The sequence below is a fragment of the Arthrobacter sp. B0316-1-20 genome, assembly GCF_059091865.1.
The window spans coordinates 16,132-30,878 of sequence record NZ_JBNHHC010000018.1; the positions used below are offsets into that span (position 1 = coordinate 16,132).

The window sequence follows — 14,747 nt, forward strand, 5'->3', positions numbered from 1 at the left end:
GCGCCGCCCAACCCGGTGCCCCGCCGCCGCGCACCCCGCGCCGCCCATGGCAACCCGGTCCGGTCGCGCCGCCTGGAGCCCCGCCGCCCGCGGCCGAGTGGACTGGCCCGGCCCGCGCGACAACGGACTTGGCCGACCTTACCCCTGGCAGATGGCCTGAATCTCGGCGATGCACGGCTCGTTCTGCAGCGAGGTGGTGTCGCCCAATGTCGTCCCCTCGAACAACTGGGTCAGCAGCCGGCGCATGATCTTGCCACTCCTGGTCTTGGGCACGTCCGGCACAAACACCACGTCCCGCGGCTTGGCAATCGGCCCGATCTGCGCGGCCACGTGCTCCCGCAACGCCTTCACGGCGGCGGCCTGCGCCGACCCCGCAGCGTCCCCGATCAAGGACTTATCCAGCGGCACCACAAAAGCGGTCGCCGCGTGTCCGGTTTTCGCGTCGTACGTCGGGCACACCCCGGCTTCCACCACGGCCGGGTGCGAGACCAGCGCGGATTCGATCTCGATCGTGGACAGCCGGTGGCCCGAGATGTTGATGACGTCGTCGGTCCGGCCCAGGATCCAGGTGTCGCCCTCGGCGTCGAACCGGGCGCCGTCGCCGGCCAGGAACCAGCCCTGCGCCGCGTACTTCTCCCAGTAGGAGCTGAAGTAGCGCTCCGGGTTTCCCCACACGGTCCGGGCCATCGACGGCCCGGTCTTGGTGACCACAATGTTGCCCTGCTGTTCGGCACCCACCCGGGCACCGGCGTCGTCCACAATGTCGGTGGCCAGCCCCGGCAGCGCGCGGGTGGCGCAGCCGGGCTTGAAGGTCCCATCCGTCTGCCGCGGCGAGAGCACGGTGGCACCGGTTTCGGACTGCCACCAGGTGTCCACCATGGGAATGCCCGACGACGGGTCCCCAGCAACCAGCGAATCGCGGCCCACCTGACTGCGCAGCCAGCGCCACGCCTCCGGGTTCACCGCCTCGCCCACGGTGCCGGCCAGCCGGATGGAGGACAGGTCGTACTCGGCGGGGATGCCGTCCGGGAACCAGCCCATCAGCGACCGGACCAGCGTGGGCGCGGTGTAGTAGCTGGTCACGCCGTAGCGCTGGATGACCTCGAAGTGCCGGCCGGGGTGCGGGGCGTTTGGCACGCCCTCGTAGATCACCTGGCTGACGCCGTTGCTCAGCGGCCCGTAGATCTCGTAGGTGTGGGCGGTGACCCAGGCCAGGTCCGCGGTGCACCAGTGCACGTCGTCGGCGCGCGCCTCCGGGTCCGGGTTGCTGAACAGGTACGAGTGGCTGAACGAGGCCTGCGTCAGATACCCGCCGGTGGTGTGGACCAGGCCCTTGGGCTGGCCGGTGGTGCCGGAGGTGTACATGATGAACAGCGGCGTCTCGGCGTCGAACGCCTCCGCCTGATGCTCGCGCGGCTGCGACTCCACCACGTCGTGCCACCAGACGTCGCGGCCTTCCACCCAGTTGATGTCCGTGTGGCCGGTCCGGTTGATCACCAGCACGTGCTCGATCGCGTTCTCGCCGGAGACGGCCTCGTCCGCGTTGGCCTTGACCGGGACGGCGGTGCCGCGGCGGTACTGGCCGTCGGTGGTGACCAGCAGCTTGGCGCGGGTGTCCTCCACCCGGAACTTCAGCGCCTCCGCGGAGAAGCCGCCGAACACCAGCGAATGCACGGCGCCGATCCGCGCGCACGCCAACGTGATGACGATCGTCTCCACCAGCACCGGCAGGTAGATGACCACCCGGTCACCCTTGCCGATGCCCAGCGCCAGCAGCGCGTTGGCGGCCTGCGAGACCAGTTCCTGCAGCTCGCGGTAGGTCACCGTGCGGCGGTCGCCGGGTTCGCCCTCGAAGTGCAGCGCCACCTTATCGCCCAGGCCGGCGGCCACGTGCCGGTCCGCGCAGTTGACCGCGGCGTTGAGCTTGCCGCCGTCGAACCAGCGCAGTTCCGGACCGCGCCGCGCCTCGGTGTCCACCGGGGTGGCCGAGTGCGCGGTATGCCACGGCTCGGCCCACTGCAGCCGGCTGGCGGCACGTTCCCAGAACGCAATCCGCTCGGCCTCGGTCTGCGGTTCGGGCCATGCGGTGACCTGGTCGCGGTATGGTGCCTGGCCCTCTTCAAGCACGACGTCGGTGCCTCCGGCGGTGGTCCGGCAGGCGGCGGTTTCGGCTACTTCTATGCCCATCTCTTGACTGCCCATTTCTCCGCAACTCCTAGGAGCGCGTCGGTGATTTTGCCGATGATGGCCAGCAGGACGATGGCCAGCAGCAGCCGGTCGGTGCGGCCGTTGTTCTGCGAGTCCGTGAGCAGGAAGCCCAGACCCATGGAGGAAGCGATCAGTTCTGCCGCCACCAGGAACAGCCAGGCCTGCGCCAGCGCCAGCCGCAGGCCGGAGAACACGGCCGGGACTACGGCCGGCAGCTGCACGGTGGTCAGCAGTTTGACGCCCTTCAGCCCGAAGGCGCGGCCGGCTTCAACCAGGTTCTTGTCCACGTGGCGCAGCGCCAGCGAGACCGTGGTGAACACCGGGAAGAACGCGCCGATCATGATCAGCGTGACCTTGGAGTCCTCGCCGATCTTCATCCACAGGATCAGCAGCGGGACCCAGGCCAGCGACGGCACGGCACGCAGTGCGCCAATGGTGGGGGAGAGCAGCACATCGGCAACCTTGGACAGGCCGATCAGCGCGCCGAAGACCAGGCCCAGGGCGGCGCCGAAGGCGAAACCGAGCAGGACGCGCTGGGTGGAGATGGCCACATGCTGGGCCAGTTCGCCGCGCTGGATCAGGTCAACCGCGGCCTCGATGACCGCCCCGGGCGCCGGCAGCTGGACGGAGCTGAACAGCCCGGCCGAGGTGCTCCACTGCCAGGCTGCAAGCACGGCAGCCGGCAGCAGCAGGCCCAGCAGCAGGCGGGTCCAGCCGTTGCCCAGAACCCCGGCCGCTGAGGGACCGCTGGCCGGGCGCCTGTCCGGCGCGGGGCCGGCCTGGTGCGGCCGGTCTGCCGCTGCCGTCTTGAGGACGCCGGAGGCTGCCAGGCCTTCCTGACTGGTGGCGTAAACGCTGTTGCCTGTTGCGCCGGGATGGCCGAGGTGCGTCATCAGGATTCCTTGATGGCCGACGGATCGGCCTTCTTCACCAGCGAGTCGTCCAGCAGGGTGGCCAAGGCGTCGTCAATGGCGGCCTGGTTCTTCACATCACCGGTCTCGACGAACGCCGGGCCGACCTTCTCCAGCACGGCGCGCTGCTTCTCGCCCGGAGCCGCTTCCACGTCCAGGTTGCTGCGCTCGGTGATCACCTTGGTGGCGACTTCGAGGTCCAGGCCGGCGACGTCGGCCAGGATCTGAGCGGTTTCCTCCGGGTTTTCGGCGGCCCAGGCGCGGGCCTTCTCGTAGGCGTTCACCACGGCCTGGGCGAGCTCCGGCTCTTCCTCCAGGAAGGACTCGGTGGCGTTCAGGAAGCCGTAGGTGTTGAAGTCCAGGTTCCGGTAGAACAGCTCAGCGCCGTCCTTCTCGGCACCGGCCATGATCGGGTCCAGACCCGACCAGGCGTCGACCGAACCCTGCTTCAGCGCGGTCAAGCCGTCCGCGTGCTGCAGGTTCTCCACGGTGACGTCGTCAGTGGAGAGGCCGGCTTCTTCCAGTGACTGCAGCAGGAAGAAGTAGGGGTCGGTGCCCTTGGTTGCCGCCACGGACTTGCCCTTGAGGTCCTCGACGGAGTCGATGCCGGAGTCGGGCAGCGAGACCAGTGCGGCCCATTCCGGCTGCGAGTAGAGGCTGATGGTCTTGATCGGCGAACCGTTGGCGCGGGCCAGCAGCGCGGCGGAACCGGCGGTGGAACCGACGTCGACGGCGCCCGAGCGCAGTGCCTCGTTGGCCTTGTTGGAACCGGCCGACTGCAGCCAGTTCACCTCGACGCCGTCGTCGGCCAAGGTGGCCTCCAGCCAGCCCTTTTCCTTGATGATCAGGCTCAGCGGGTTGTAGGTGGCGAAGTCGATGTTGAGCACGCCGTCGCCGGTGCCCTCGGCTGCGGTGGCTTCGGATTTTTCACCGGCAACACAGCCGGTCAGGGCCAGCGAGGCGGTGGCGGCGACGGCGGCCGCGGCCAGGATCGAGCGGCGGGAGAGGCGGCGGGCAATAGACATGGTGGTCCCTTCGAACGGCGCGCGGAACAGGAGAAGCTCCACGGTTACGGGTGGTTTTGGGCACGGACGGCCCGGGAAGTGCTAAAGGTGGTGGCCTAGTGGCCGTCGACGCCGAGGCTTTCGAGCAGTGAGCGACGCATTCGGGCCAGCTCCACGGAACCGCGGTCCCGCGGGCGGCTGCCGGGAACGTCAACGGTGCGCACAATCGTGGCGCCGTCGTGCTCGCGGCCTTCTTCCTTGCCCAGCAGGATGATCCGGTCCGCCAACTGCAGGGCTTCGTCCACATCGTGGGTTACCAGCAGCACCGTGGTGGGTTCGGCCGCGTGGATGTCCAGCAGCAAATCCTGCATCTTGATCCGGGTCAGCGCGTCCAGCGCGCCGAACGGTTCGTCCAGCAGGAGTACCCCCGGGTTGCGGGCCAAGGCGCGGGCCAGCGAGGCCCGCTGCGCCATGCCGCCGGAGACTTCGCGCGGGCGGTGCTTGGCGAAGGTGTCCAGGCCCACCAGTTCCAGCAAGCGGGCGACCTTGGACTTGCCCTGTTTGGCGCTGGAAGTCTTGGGCAGGCCGATGGCGACGTTGGCCTGCAGGGTGTGCCACGGCAGCAGCCGCGGTTCCTGGAACGCGACGGCGCAACGGGAATCGATGCCCTGAACCGGGGTGCCGTCAATGTCCACGCTGCCGGCGCTGGGCGCGTCGAGGCCCGCGGTGGCGCGGAGCAAGGTGGACTTGCCGCAGCCGGACGGGCCCAGGATGGCCAGCACTTCGCCGGGGCGGACGTCGAAGTTCACGTCACGCAGCACGGTGTGGGCGTTCGCGCCGGTACCGAAGGTGCGGTTCAGGCCGCGGAAGGAAACCGCAAGGGCCGAGCCGGAACCGGAAGCCGCTGAAGGTTCAGCGGAAGCGGAGGCGGGAGCCGCGTGGCGGGACGACGACAGTACTGCAGTCATGGGATCACTCCATCGATCCTGGCAGTAGCACCCTACGGTCCAAGCCGTGCGTCCGGCTTCCGCCGGCCGTACCCGTGGCTTGTCACCTCGTTATCACCGGCAGTCTGGGATGGCTTCCGGTGACCAGGGTTGCTGCGGCGTCGTCGATCCAGGTCTCTCGGCCGCTCGGGATGGTCAAGACTAACTAAACGGCACTGCCGGCATCCGCGGCAAACGGCCCGTAATAAAGCGGCGTAACAAAGCACGGCACAAAGATCGGCCCCCGCCGGTTGCCGAAGCACGCGAATCCGTAGACGCTGGTCTATGCCGATGGCAGGATGGCCGCATGAAAATCAACCGTCAGATCATCGTGTTCGACGCCGCCGACCTGGACGCGGAGAGCAGCTTCTGGGCGGGCCTGCTGGACGGTACGGTCAAGGCCGAGGACGACTGGCATACCGTTTCCGTGGGCGGCGAGCCGCTGCTGGCGTTCCAGTTGGCGCCCGACCACACCCCGCCGGAATGGCCCGACGGGGCGCCGCAGCAGATCCATCTGGACCTCTACATAGATGACTTGGCCGAGGCCCATGAACTGGCAACGTCGCTCGGCGCCAAACTGCTGAAACCTGCCGACGACGCCGCGGCTGAGTCCGGATTCCAGGTCTACGCGGACCCCGCCGGCCACCCGTTCTGCTTCTGCTGGGGTGCCGGGTAGCCACCGGCCGGTCCCTTTTGGGGCACCGGCGTCGCCTGCTGGGAGGCGGTGAGGGGTGCTGGCCTCGCCTGCTTGAGGCGATAGCAGGCGCCGGCGTCGTGCTTCCGGTAGTGCTGCCAGAGGCTCCTTGCGCATTAAGGAGGCACCGGCGTCGTACTGCGGCTGTCAGTCGGGCGGATCCGCGGGGATCAGGACCGTGGAGAACAGGCGGCGGTGCCGGCCTTCACCGGGGCCGTTCGCCACTGCCTTCTCTGCGGCCGCCCGGATGGCGGCGCTGAACTCCGCCAGCTCTTCGTCCGTCATCCAGAGTGCGGTCTGCCGGTAGCCGGCACCGTCACGGAGGAGATCCAGGTCCCCTCGGCCGGTGTACTGGTCAAAGGCCTCCAGCAGTCCGGCAGCGAATGCCATGAAGCCGCGCCGGTGATCGTCCGCGGTCATGGAAGCCAGGTCGTCGCCGCTCACCGAACTCTTGGCGGCGTCCAGCCGATAGGTGCGCTCCGTGGTGCCGCGGACCGGCCGCTCCTGGGCGACCATCAGCACTCCGGCCTTGGCCAGCGTGCCGATGTGCCGGTAGAGCGTCGCGGTGGGGATGTCCGGGAGTTCGGCGGAGATCTCCGCTGTGGTCAGTTCACGCCCGCCCAGCAGCGACTGCACAATGCGCAGCCGCACCGGGTGCAGGATCAGATCGGCGCTCGGCGAAGGGGACATAGCTCCATATTCTCATAGTTGACATTGTTCGCACAACTGAGAATAATGATTCTTGTCCGGCGCAGGTGCCGGACTCGAACCGACTTACTGACAAGCAATAACGATCCGAAGGGAGGCGCAATGGCGGCTATACGGGTAGGGAACAATGAGGTTCTGCTGGAGTTGGACCGGATGGAGAAGTTGGCTGGGCTGATCGGAAATCAGGCGTTCCCGCTCTCGGCCGTCACTTCGGTAGAGCTGCTGGCGGATGCATTCGACGGCGTGCACGGACTGCGTTCTCCCGGTTTGGCGATTCCGGGCCGGACGCGGATTGGAACATGGCGCGGCCGCGGCAAGACCCTGGCCGTCGCCCGCCAGGGGACTCCCGCCGTCCAGCTGGACTTGTCCGGCCAGAAGTACGCCCGCGTCGTCGTCTCGCTGCCGGACGCCGAGGACGTCGCGGCGCAGATCCGCGGGGCTGCGGGCCTGCCTGCCGAGCAGCAAGTCACCGAGGAAGAGGTCCGCTTCTCCTCCGGGACCGTGCAGTTGGTGGGAACCTGGGCCAAACCGGCCGGAACGGTTCGCGGAGCGGCGCTGATCCTGCCCGGCTCCGGTCCCGTTGACCGCAACGCCGACCACAAGCGGATGCCGCTGGGCATCAGCCGCGACCTGGCCCGCGAGCTCGCCGACCATGGCATCGCCTCGCTGCGCTACGACAAGCGGGGCACCGGCGCCTCGGATGGCACCTTCCTGGCGGCCGGCTTCCGGCAGAACACCGACGACGCCGCTGCCGCCCTGCGCTGGATGGTCGCCCAAAAAGCGGCCGGCCTGCCGGTTTTCCTGGTCGGCCACAGCGAAGGCGGCTACCACGCTGCCGCCGTGGCAGCGGACCCCGGCACCCGGCTGGACGGAGCCGTGCTGCTCTCCACCTCGGCGCACACCGGCTTTGAGACCGGCAGGTGGCAGGCGGCCCAGATCGGTGATGCGCTGCCGGCGTTCGTGCGCATTCTGTTGAAAGTCCTGCGGAAGGACATGGTCACCATTCAGGCCACGTCGGTGGAGAAAATCCGGACCACCACCAAGGACGTGGTGCGGATGCAGGGACGCAAGATCAACGCGCTCTGGCAGCGGGAGTTCATCGACTTCGACCCGGTTCCGTATCTGGCGCGTTTGCAGGTGCCGGTGCTGGCCATCACCGGCACCAAGGACGTCCAGGTGGACCCGGAGGACCTGGACATCATCGCGGCCACCGTGCCCGGCCCGGTGACCACGCGGACAATCGAGGACCTCTCGCACCTGCTGCGCCGGGATCCGAAGGCTCCGTCCTTGTCCGACTACAAACGGCAGATCCGCGAGCCCGTGGATGCGGAACTGCTGGAGTTAGTGGGCAACTGGGTGGCAGAGCATGCAGACGCCGCCGCCGCTGAAAAGGCTGGTACCGGCAGCGCATCCTGACCGCCCCGGCCAGCCGATGCCACAGGCCCGCTAGCCCCTGCCCCGCGGACCCATCCGCTGTCAACGGACCCACTGAGCCGGCACCCCAGAACCATCGACTTTGCAGATAACGCCCTTAAACCGCGGTTTAAGGGCGTTATCTGCTTCCTCGATTCGGGATGCTGGCGGGAGACCCGGTGGCGAAGGTACCGGTAGAGGGAACTGATGGGTAGGGTGGCGCCATGGCACACCAGAATGATCCCGAAGTGGTCAGCCGCCTGCTGAGCACGCCTGCCCGCTGGGCCGTCGTCGGCCTGTCCACGAACCCGCACCGGGTCGCGATGCGCATCTCCCGATACCTGATGGACCAGCTGGACATGGAGGTGGTTCCGGTCAATCTGAAGGGCGAGGACGTCCACGGCCTGACCGGCTACCGCAAGCTTGCAGACATTCCGGGGGAGATTGACGTGGTGGACTGCTTCGTCAACTCGCAGAAAGTGGGCCCGGTGGTGGACCAAGCCATTGAAATCGGCGCGAAGGCGGTCTGGCTTCAACTGGGCGTCGTCGACGAAGCCGCCGCGGAGCGGGCCAAGGCGGCAGGCCTCGACGTCGTCATGGACACCTGCCCGGCCATCGAAGCCCCGCACTTCGGTCTGTAGCTGCCGCTGGCAAGACGGCGTCATCCCAAGCCGATTTCGGCGGGTGGCCGGCCCTTCGGGTGGGCGGCCGGAACGCAGGGAGTCACTGCGTTATCCGTCAGCGCGATTATTCGTACATCGCGATAAAACGGCCGACGACACCTCCGGCGCGAAGCTTGTCGATCGCGCCAGGGATGTCGGCATGCTTGATGTGGTTCATCGGTGGGTTGAGCTGACCGGTTTTCATGAGTTCGTAGATGCCGGCCAGATCCTCCTTGGTGCCGGACTTCGAGCCCCTGATGGTGAGCTGGTTGATGATGATCGGGTAGGTGTTGATGGTCGATTCCAGCCGCCCCATGCCGACCTGGACCAGGGTGCCGAACTCGCCGAGGGTCTCGATAGCGGCCGAGGTGGTGGTGCCGAAACCGGCGTAGTCAACGATGAGTTCCAGGTTCTTGTCCTTGAACTCATCGATCGAGGCGGCGACGCCGGCCAATCCAATCTCGTCGGCCAGCTTCTGGGTTTCCGGGTTGACCTCGGCGCCGTACACCTCGGCGCCGACCAATGCAGCGGAGCGTGCGCCGATGTAGCCGAGGCCGCCGAGGCCGATGACACCGACCTTCATGCCCTCCTTGGCACCGCCGACCGCCATCATGGCATGGTAGGCGGTTAGGCCGGCATCGGTCGCCATCGCGCCGAGATCGAACGGCACTTCATCGGGCAGGGCAACGAGATTGTCGTCGGTCGCGCGAAGCTTGGCGGCGAAGCCTCCATCCCACTTGCCGTAACCCAGCGCGTCCCCGTCTGACATCACCGGAGAGAGGCCCACACGGTCGCCAACCTTCCAATGGTCCATGCCCTCGCCGACCTCACTGATAACGCCGGCGGATTCGTGGCCCATGGTGCGGGGAAGGCCGTGCTGAAACAGCGCCATCCATCCTGCATCATCGAGCGTCGTGACGTCCGAGTGACAGACACCGGAGGCCTTGACGTCGACAACCACCTCGCCGGGGCCAGCGTGCGGCTCCTCAACCTCGTTAAGCTCCAGCGGCTTGTTCGTTCCGACAAATTGCCATGCCTTCATGATGAACCTTCCGTGCGCCGACCGCCTGGACGGTGCCCGCCCCGGCTTGGCCGATATTGGCAGTGCAACTCCACCGTAGTCCCGTCACTGTCTGGCCAGTAGGGGTAGTCCGTTGGGAGCGCGCATCCGGCTGAAAACGCCGGCCTGGCTGGAGCACTCCGCGGAGCCGGCTGGGGCGAGCGGCCGCCGTCGTTATAAGACCTTCTCCGTAACAATCAGCAGCGGTACGTCATGGCCCGTCACATGCTTCACAGCGCCGGATTCGGCCCGGCAGACTCTTCCCCAAGATCAAGAGTCCCAACGACAAGCTCTGGCTGGTTGGGCGGCAACCCTCTTCCGTAGTGGGGTGCCCCAGATGAGGATCCGGCCGCGCACAGATCCGGTGCCCGGCAAGTACGGCCCCTGCCAGGCTGCGTCGTCGACCGTGACGGTTGCTGCGCGCCGCAGGCGGGAGCCCCACCCCAAGGAGGCGCCATGACCGCCGTCGTCATTGAAGAAAACCAGCAGACCCGCCGTTCCCCGTGGACCGGACACGCCAGCCGCGAAGAGCTCGCGCACTGGCAGCGGATCGCCGAGGGCGTGGCCGCCGTGCTGAGCGCGGACGTGCTGGAGCGCGACCGCCGGAACGCGGACCCGCAGGCCGAAGTGGAACTGCTGCGCAGTTCCGGCCTGGTCAACCTGATCATCCCCAGCGAGTGGGGCGGCGAGGGCGGCCACTGGGAAACCGCGCTGCACGCGGTGCGGATCCTGGCCCGGACGGATGCCTCGATCGCGCAGATCCTGGCCTACCACTACGCCAACCTTGGCGCCGTGGTCTTCTACGGCAACCCGCAGGTCCAAGAACGACTGCTCCGCCGCTCGGCCCAGGGCCGCTGGTCCTGGGGCGACTCGGTCAACCCGGTGGACCCGAACCTGGAACTGGTTCCCGACGGCAACGGCTACCGGCTGGACGGCGTCAAGCACTTCTCCACCGGAGCGTCGGTGGGCGACGCGATCCTGGTCAACGCCGCGATCACGGCCGGTCCCGACCAAGGCAAGTTCCTGGCCTTGGCCCTGGAACACGACCGCGCGGGGATTTCCTTCCTCGGCGACTGGGACGCGCTGGGCCAGCGCCTCTCCGCGAGCGGCTCCGTGAAGTACGACGGCGTGCTGGTCACCTCCGCTGACATCATCGGCGAAGTGGGGGAGGAGCCATTCTCTAGCCTGGTGACGCCCTACATCCAGCTGGCCTTCGGCAACCTCTACCTGGGCATCGCGCAGGGTGCGCTGGAACGCGGACGCCAGATCACCGTGGCGCGCAAGAACTCCTGGTTTCTCAGCAGCGCCGAAACCTACGCCCAGGATCCGCTGACCCAGCGGGTCTACGGGGAACTAGCGTCCCGCGTGGCAGCCGTGGAAGCGCTGGCGGACCGGACCAACGAGCGCTTCGACGCCGCCATCGCCGCCGGCGGGGACCTCACGGCCGAGGCACGCGCTGGCATCGAGATCGAGATCGCCCGGCTCAAAGTCGTCTCCACCGAGGCGGGCGTGGAGGTGGCCAACCGCATTTTCGAAGTGACCGGTTCCTCCTCCGCGAAAACCGAGGTGGGGCTGGACATCTTCTGGCGCAATGTCCGCACGCACACGCTGCACGACCCGGTGGACTACAAGAAGGTCGAGGTCGGCGCCAACTTCCTGCTGGGCGAAGTCCAGCCGATCTCGCTCTACACCTGATCCGCGCAAACAGCCCTACCCGTCCCGACCTCGGCCGTGCATGGCAGAGACCCAGGAGCACCACTATGACTGAAACCCTTGACCACGCAACGACAGCCTTCCACGCCGCCCCTTCCGTCCACGCAACGCCGGCCTTCGAAGCGGCGGCCGCGAAGTACCGGCCCATTTTCCAGCGCATCGCCGCAGGAGCACTCGACCGCGAACTGGCCCGCGAGCTGCCGTTTGAACAGATCGGCTGGCTGAAAGGCGCCGGTTTTGGCGCCGCCCGGATCCCCGCCGAACTCGGCGGCGACGGGCTGGACTGGGAAGAGTTCACAGAACTGCTGATCGAGCTGGCCGCTGCGGACAGCAACATCCCGCAGGCGCTGCGCTCGCACATAGCACTGGTGGAGGAGCACCTGTACCACCACGGCCGCAGCGGGGACCGCAGCGTCTGGCTGCAGCGCTTCGCCTCCGGTCAGCTGGCCGGGAACGCGTGGACCGAACCGGGCGCCGGCGGAACCGCCACGGTGCTCACCGAGTCCGGCGGCAGGCTGGTGCTGAACGGCCGCAAGTTCTACACCACGGGCACCATCTTCGCCGACTGGATCGACGTCACCGCGAAGCGGCCCGACGGCTCGGATGTCTCGGTGATCATCTCCACCAAGACAGCCGGCGTGGAAACCTATGACGACTGGGACGGCTTCGGCCAGCGCCTGACCGGCAGCGGCACCACGCTTTTTACCGAAGCCGAGGTGGACCCGGTGAATGTGTCAGCGTTCGCGGACCGCTTCCCGTACCAGACGGCGCTCTACCAGCACATCCTGCTGGTGGCCCTGGCCGGCATCGCGCAGGCGGCCTCCACCGACGCCGCCGCGAACGTGCGGGAACGCAAGCGGGTGTTCGGCCACGGCAACGCGCCGCTGGTCCGGCACGACGCGCAGATCCTGCAAGTGGTTGGCGGCATCAGCGCCAAGGCCTACGCCGCCAAGGCAACCACCCTGAGCGTGGCCCGTGCGCTGGACCGCGTCTTCGCATCGCGACAGGAAACCGCCGATGTGGAGAAGGCGGCCAACATCGCCGTTGAACTGGAATCCGGCCAGGCACAGATTGTGCTCAGCACGTCGGTGCCGGAGGCGGCTGGCGAACTGTTCAACACCCTCGGCGCCTCCTCCACCAGCACCGGCAAGGCGCTGGACCGGCACTGGCGCAATGCCCGCACGCTCGCCACGCACAACCCGTACATCTACAAGGCCCGGATCGTGGGCGATTGGGAAGTCAACGCCACCGAACCACCGTTCGTCTGGACCATCGGCGAGGCCAACGCCGACGCCGCCCGCCAGCCACACAGCCCCGTCGCCAACGCCGCCCACCTGCCACACAGCCCCGTCGCCCGTTCCGCGGCCGTCTAAGAAGAAGGCAAGCCATGTCAGTTTCCAACCCTAACCCTCGCGGCTCCGCGGCGACATCGATAGGACGGTCAGCCGGTTCCGCACCCGCGTCGTCATTCTTACCCCGCGTGACGCGCCACATTTCCCTCCGCGGCGCCTACTGGTGTCCAATGGAGGGGTACCCATCCAGAGCGGCCGAGAGACCTGGCTTGTTGACGCCGCAGCAACCCCCTCGATTCGAGGACGGTGCTACCGCCAGGACCGATGGAGAAGCTCGATCTCTCGTTGGTTCCTCAGGGCCACTGCATGCCCGCCGGGGATCGGCGCGGGCTCTTCTCATCAGAAAAGGAGCCTGACATGACCTTGAACAACCCGCAGCGCCACATTCGATTCAACGCGTTCGACATGAACTGCGTGGGCCACCAGTCACCCGGCCTCTGGCGCCACCCGCAGGACAAGTCCGCCACCTACAACACCATCGGCTACTGGACGCATCTAGCCAAAGTGCTGGAGAAGGGCCTGTTCGACGGGCTGTTCATTGCCGACGTGCTCGGCACCTACGACGTCTTTGGTTCGTCCAACGAGACGACGCTGCGCGCCGGCACCCAGGTCCCGGTGAACGATCCGTTCATGCTGGTGTCGGCCATGGCAGCGGTCACCGAGAACCTCGGCTTCGGTGTCACCGCGGGAACCGCCTATGAGCACCCGTACCCGTTCGCCCGCCGCCTGGCCACGCTGGATCACCTGACCAACGGCCGCGTCGGCTGGAACGTGGTGACCGGCTACCTGCCCTCGGCCGCCCGCAACATGGGCCAGGAAGACCAGTTGGAGCACGACGAGCGCTACAACCACGCCGACGAATACCTTGAGGTCATCTACAAGCTGCTCGAGGGTTCGTGGGAAGACGACGCCGTGGTAAAGGACCGCGAGTCCGGCGTTTTCACGGATCCGGCGAAGGTGCATGAAATCCGGCACGAGGGCAAGTACTTCAAGGTGCCGGGAATCGCGATCACCGAACCGAGCCCGCAGCGCACCCCGGTGATCTTCCAGGCCGGCGCCTCCAAGCGCGGCACCCAGTTCGCTGCGGAAAACGCCGAAGCCGTGTTCGTCACCTGCCCCACCAAGGAAATGCTCGCGGCATCGGTGAAGAAGATCCGCGACGCCGCTGAGGCCGCCGGCCGTGGCCGCTACGACGTCCGCATCTACGCCATGCAGACCGTGGTGACCGGCCCGGACGACGCCACCGCCCAGGCGAAGTTCGAGGACTACAAGTCCTACGCGGACGTCAACGGCGCGCTGGCCCTGATTTCGGGCTGGATGGGCGTGGACCTGTCCACCTACGGCCCGGACGACGTGATCGGCGAGAACGTGAAGTCCAACGCCATCCAGTCTTCGGTGGAAACCTTCCAGAAGGCCTCCGGCGACAGCGGCAAGCCGTGGACCATCCGCCAACTGGCGGAATGGGTCGGCGTTGGCGGCTTCGGCCCGATCACGGTCGGTTCCGGCAAGGACGTCGCCGCCAAGCTGGTGGAGTGGGTCGACGAGACCGACGTGGACGGCTTCAACCTGGCCTACGCCATCACTCCGGGCACCTTCGAAGACGTCGTGGAATACGTGGTGCCGGAGCTGCAGAAGCTGGGCGCATACCCCACCGAGTACGCGCCGGGAACGCTGCGCAACAAGCTCTTCGGCCGCGGCGACAAGCTGCCCGGGAACCACCGCGCGGCCGGCTTCCGGCTGGAGAACTCCCTGGTCCGCTGACCTCGGCGTTCAGCTAAGAACCACCTGAATTACGACGGCGGTGTGCCGCCCCTCCCGGGCAGCGCACCGCCGTCGATAAGAACCATCCAGAGCGGCTGAGAGATCTGGCTCGACGACGCCGCAGCAACCCGGCAATTGCCGCACGGTGCTAATGCCAGAACCGATGGAGAACCAGCGCCGGATCGTTCCGGCGGCGCCATGCGTGCGCCGTCGCGATGGGCCGTGCCCCGGGGCTCCCCGAATTTGAGGAGCAGTTTGAAACGCTATAGCGCAGG

12 protein-coding genes and 3 riboswitches are annotated in these 14,747 nt (G+C 67.4%); of the genes, 6 read left to right on the plus strand and 6 right to left on the minus strand.

Annotated elements, in window-relative coordinates:
* Positions 1-138: 138 nt before the first annotated feature.
* From acs to AC5RW2_RS25440, 4 genes are all read right to left on the minus strand, one after another.
* Entirely contained in the window at positions 139-2,202 is a 2,064-nt protein-coding gene (acs, locus tag AC5RW2_RS25425; protein ID WP_493964089.1) for an acetate--CoA ligase, read from the minus strand.
* Positions 2,178-3,101 carry an ABC transporter permease gene (locus tag AC5RW2_RS25430; RefSeq protein WP_493964090.1) on the minus strand — a complete coding sequence of 308 codons (924 nt, stop codon included), beginning with the start codon at positions 3,099-3,101 and terminating at the stop codon, positions 2,178-2,180. Before AC5RW2_RS25430 ends, acs begins: the two co-directional genes overlap by 25 nt.
* Positions 3,101-4,144, minus strand: a complete 1,044-nt coding sequence (locus AC5RW2_RS25435; protein WP_493964091.1) for an aliphatic sulfonate ABC transporter substrate-binding protein — start codon at positions 4,142-4,144, stop codon at positions 3,101-3,103. Before AC5RW2_RS25435 ends, AC5RW2_RS25430 begins: the two co-directional genes overlap by 1 nt.
* A 95-nt stretch (positions 4,145-4,239) precedes the next feature.
* A complete protein-coding gene (locus AC5RW2_RS25440) occupies positions 4,240-5,091 on the minus strand; it encodes an ABC transporter ATP-binding protein (RefSeq protein WP_493964092.1) in 852 nt (283 codons plus the stop codon).
* A gap of 325 nt (positions 5,092-5,416) precedes the next feature.
* Here AC5RW2_RS25440 and AC5RW2_RS25445 point away from each other — a divergent pair, with 325 nt between their 5' ends.
* On the plus strand, positions 5,417-5,785 hold the full coding sequence (locus AC5RW2_RS25445; RefSeq protein ID WP_493964093.1) for a VOC family protein: 369 nt from the start codon (positions 5,417-5,419) through the stop codon (positions 5,783-5,785).
* Positions 5,786-5,950: 165 nt separating this feature from the next.
* On the opposite strand, the gene AC5RW2_RS25450 is transcribed toward AC5RW2_RS25445, so the two are convergent.
* Entirely contained in the window at positions 5,951-6,493 is a 543-nt protein-coding gene (locus tag AC5RW2_RS25450; RefSeq protein WP_493964094.1) for a helix-turn-helix domain-containing protein, read from the minus strand.
* Positions 6,494-6,613: 120 nt separating this feature from the next.
* Here AC5RW2_RS25450 and AC5RW2_RS25455 point away from each other — a divergent pair, with 120 nt between their 5' ends.
* Together AC5RW2_RS25455 and AC5RW2_RS25460 are read left to right on the plus strand one after the other, a co-directional pair.
* Positions 6,614-7,927 (plus strand): alpha/beta hydrolase, encoded by a 1,314-nt coding sequence (locus tag AC5RW2_RS25455; protein WP_493964095.1) that lies wholly within the window; start codon positions 6,614-6,616, stop codon positions 7,925-7,927.
* A 221-nt stretch (positions 7,928-8,148) separates the two neighbouring features.
* Positions 8,149-8,565 (plus strand): CoA-binding protein, encoded by a 417-nt coding sequence (locus AC5RW2_RS25460; RefSeq protein WP_493964096.1) that lies wholly within the window; start codon positions 8,149-8,151, stop codon positions 8,563-8,565.
* 106 nt (positions 8,566-8,671) lie between these two features.
* On the opposite strand, the gene AC5RW2_RS25465 is transcribed toward AC5RW2_RS25460, so the two are convergent.
* Positions 8,672-9,628: a zinc-binding dehydrogenase gene (locus AC5RW2_RS25465; protein ID WP_493964097.1), complete on the minus strand. Its 957-nt coding sequence runs from the start codon at positions 9,626-9,628 to the stop codon at positions 8,672-8,674.
* 286 nt (positions 9,629-9,914) lie between these two features.
* Positions 9,915-10,030, plus strand: a riboswitch (SAM riboswitch).
* A gap of 72 nt (positions 10,031-10,102) precedes the next feature.
* Here AC5RW2_RS25465 and AC5RW2_RS25470 point away from each other — a divergent pair.
* The 3 genes from AC5RW2_RS25470 to AC5RW2_RS25480 all read left to right on the plus strand — a co-directional run bounded on the left by AC5RW2_RS25470 (position 10,103) and on the right by AC5RW2_RS25480 (position 14,472).
* On the plus strand, positions 10,103-11,341 hold the full coding sequence (locus tag AC5RW2_RS25470) for an acyl-CoA dehydrogenase family protein (protein ID WP_493964098.1): 1,239 nt from the start codon (positions 10,103-10,105) through the stop codon (positions 11,339-11,341).
* Between the two features lie 65 nt (positions 11,342-11,406).
* Complete coding sequence (locus tag AC5RW2_RS25475; protein WP_493964099.1) at positions 11,407-12,732, plus strand: acyl-CoA dehydrogenase family protein; 1,326 nt, start codon at positions 11,407-11,409, stop codon at positions 12,730-12,732.
* A 158-nt stretch (positions 12,733-12,890) separates the two neighbouring features.
* Positions 12,891-12,982: riboswitch (SAM riboswitch) on the plus strand.
* An 86-nt stretch (positions 12,983-13,068) separates the two neighbouring features.
* Positions 13,069-14,472 (plus strand): LLM class flavin-dependent oxidoreductase, encoded by a 1,404-nt coding sequence (locus AC5RW2_RS25480; RefSeq protein ID WP_493964100.1) that lies wholly within the window; start codon positions 13,069-13,071, stop codon positions 14,470-14,472.
* Between the two features lie 79 nt (positions 14,473-14,551).
* A riboswitch (SAM riboswitch) is annotated at positions 14,552-14,642 on the plus strand.
* The last annotated feature ends 105 nt before the right edge of the window (positions 14,643-14,747 follow it).

Coding starts and splice junctions, on each gene's coding strand:
- acs (WP_493964089.1), bottom strand. CDS start 2,202: ATGGGCAGTCAAGAGATGGGCATAGAAGTAGCCGAAACCGCCGCCTGC.
- AC5RW2_RS25430 (WP_493964090.1), bottom strand. CDS start 3,101: ATGACGCACCTCGGCCATCCCGGCGCAACAGGCAACAGCGTTTACGCC.
- AC5RW2_RS25435 (WP_493964091.1), bottom strand. CDS start 4,144: ATGTCTATTGCCCGCCGCCTCTCCCGCCGCTCGATCCTGGCCGCGGCC.
- AC5RW2_RS25440 (WP_493964092.1), bottom strand. CDS start 5,091: ATGACTGCAGTACTGTCGTCGTCCCGCCACGCGGCTCCCGCCTCCGCT.
- AC5RW2_RS25445 (WP_493964093.1), top strand. CDS start 5,417: ATGAAAATCAACCGTCAGATCATCGTGTTCGACGCCGCCGACCTGGAC.
- AC5RW2_RS25450 (WP_493964094.1), bottom strand. CDS start 6,493: ATGTCCCCTTCGCCGAGCGCCGATCTGATCCTGCACCCGGTGCGGCTG.
- AC5RW2_RS25455 (WP_493964095.1), top strand. CDS start 6,614: ATGGCGGCTATACGGGTAGGGAACAATGAGGTTCTGCTGGAGTTGGAC.
- AC5RW2_RS25460 (WP_493964096.1), top strand. CDS start 8,149: ATGGCACACCAGAATGATCCCGAAGTGGTCAGCCGCCTGCTGAGCACG.
- AC5RW2_RS25465 (WP_493964097.1), bottom strand. CDS start 9,628: ATGAAGGCATGGCAATTTGTCGGAACGAACAAGCCGCTGGAGCTTAAC.
- AC5RW2_RS25470 (WP_493964098.1), top strand. CDS start 10,103: ATGACCGCCGTCGTCATTGAAGAAAACCAGCAGACCCGCCGTTCCCCG.
- AC5RW2_RS25475 (WP_493964099.1), top strand. CDS start 11,407: ATGACTGAAACCCTTGACCACGCAACGACAGCCTTCCACGCCGCCCCT.
- AC5RW2_RS25480 (WP_493964100.1), top strand. CDS start 13,069: ATGACCTTGAACAACCCGCAGCGCCACATTCGATTCAACGCGTTCGAC.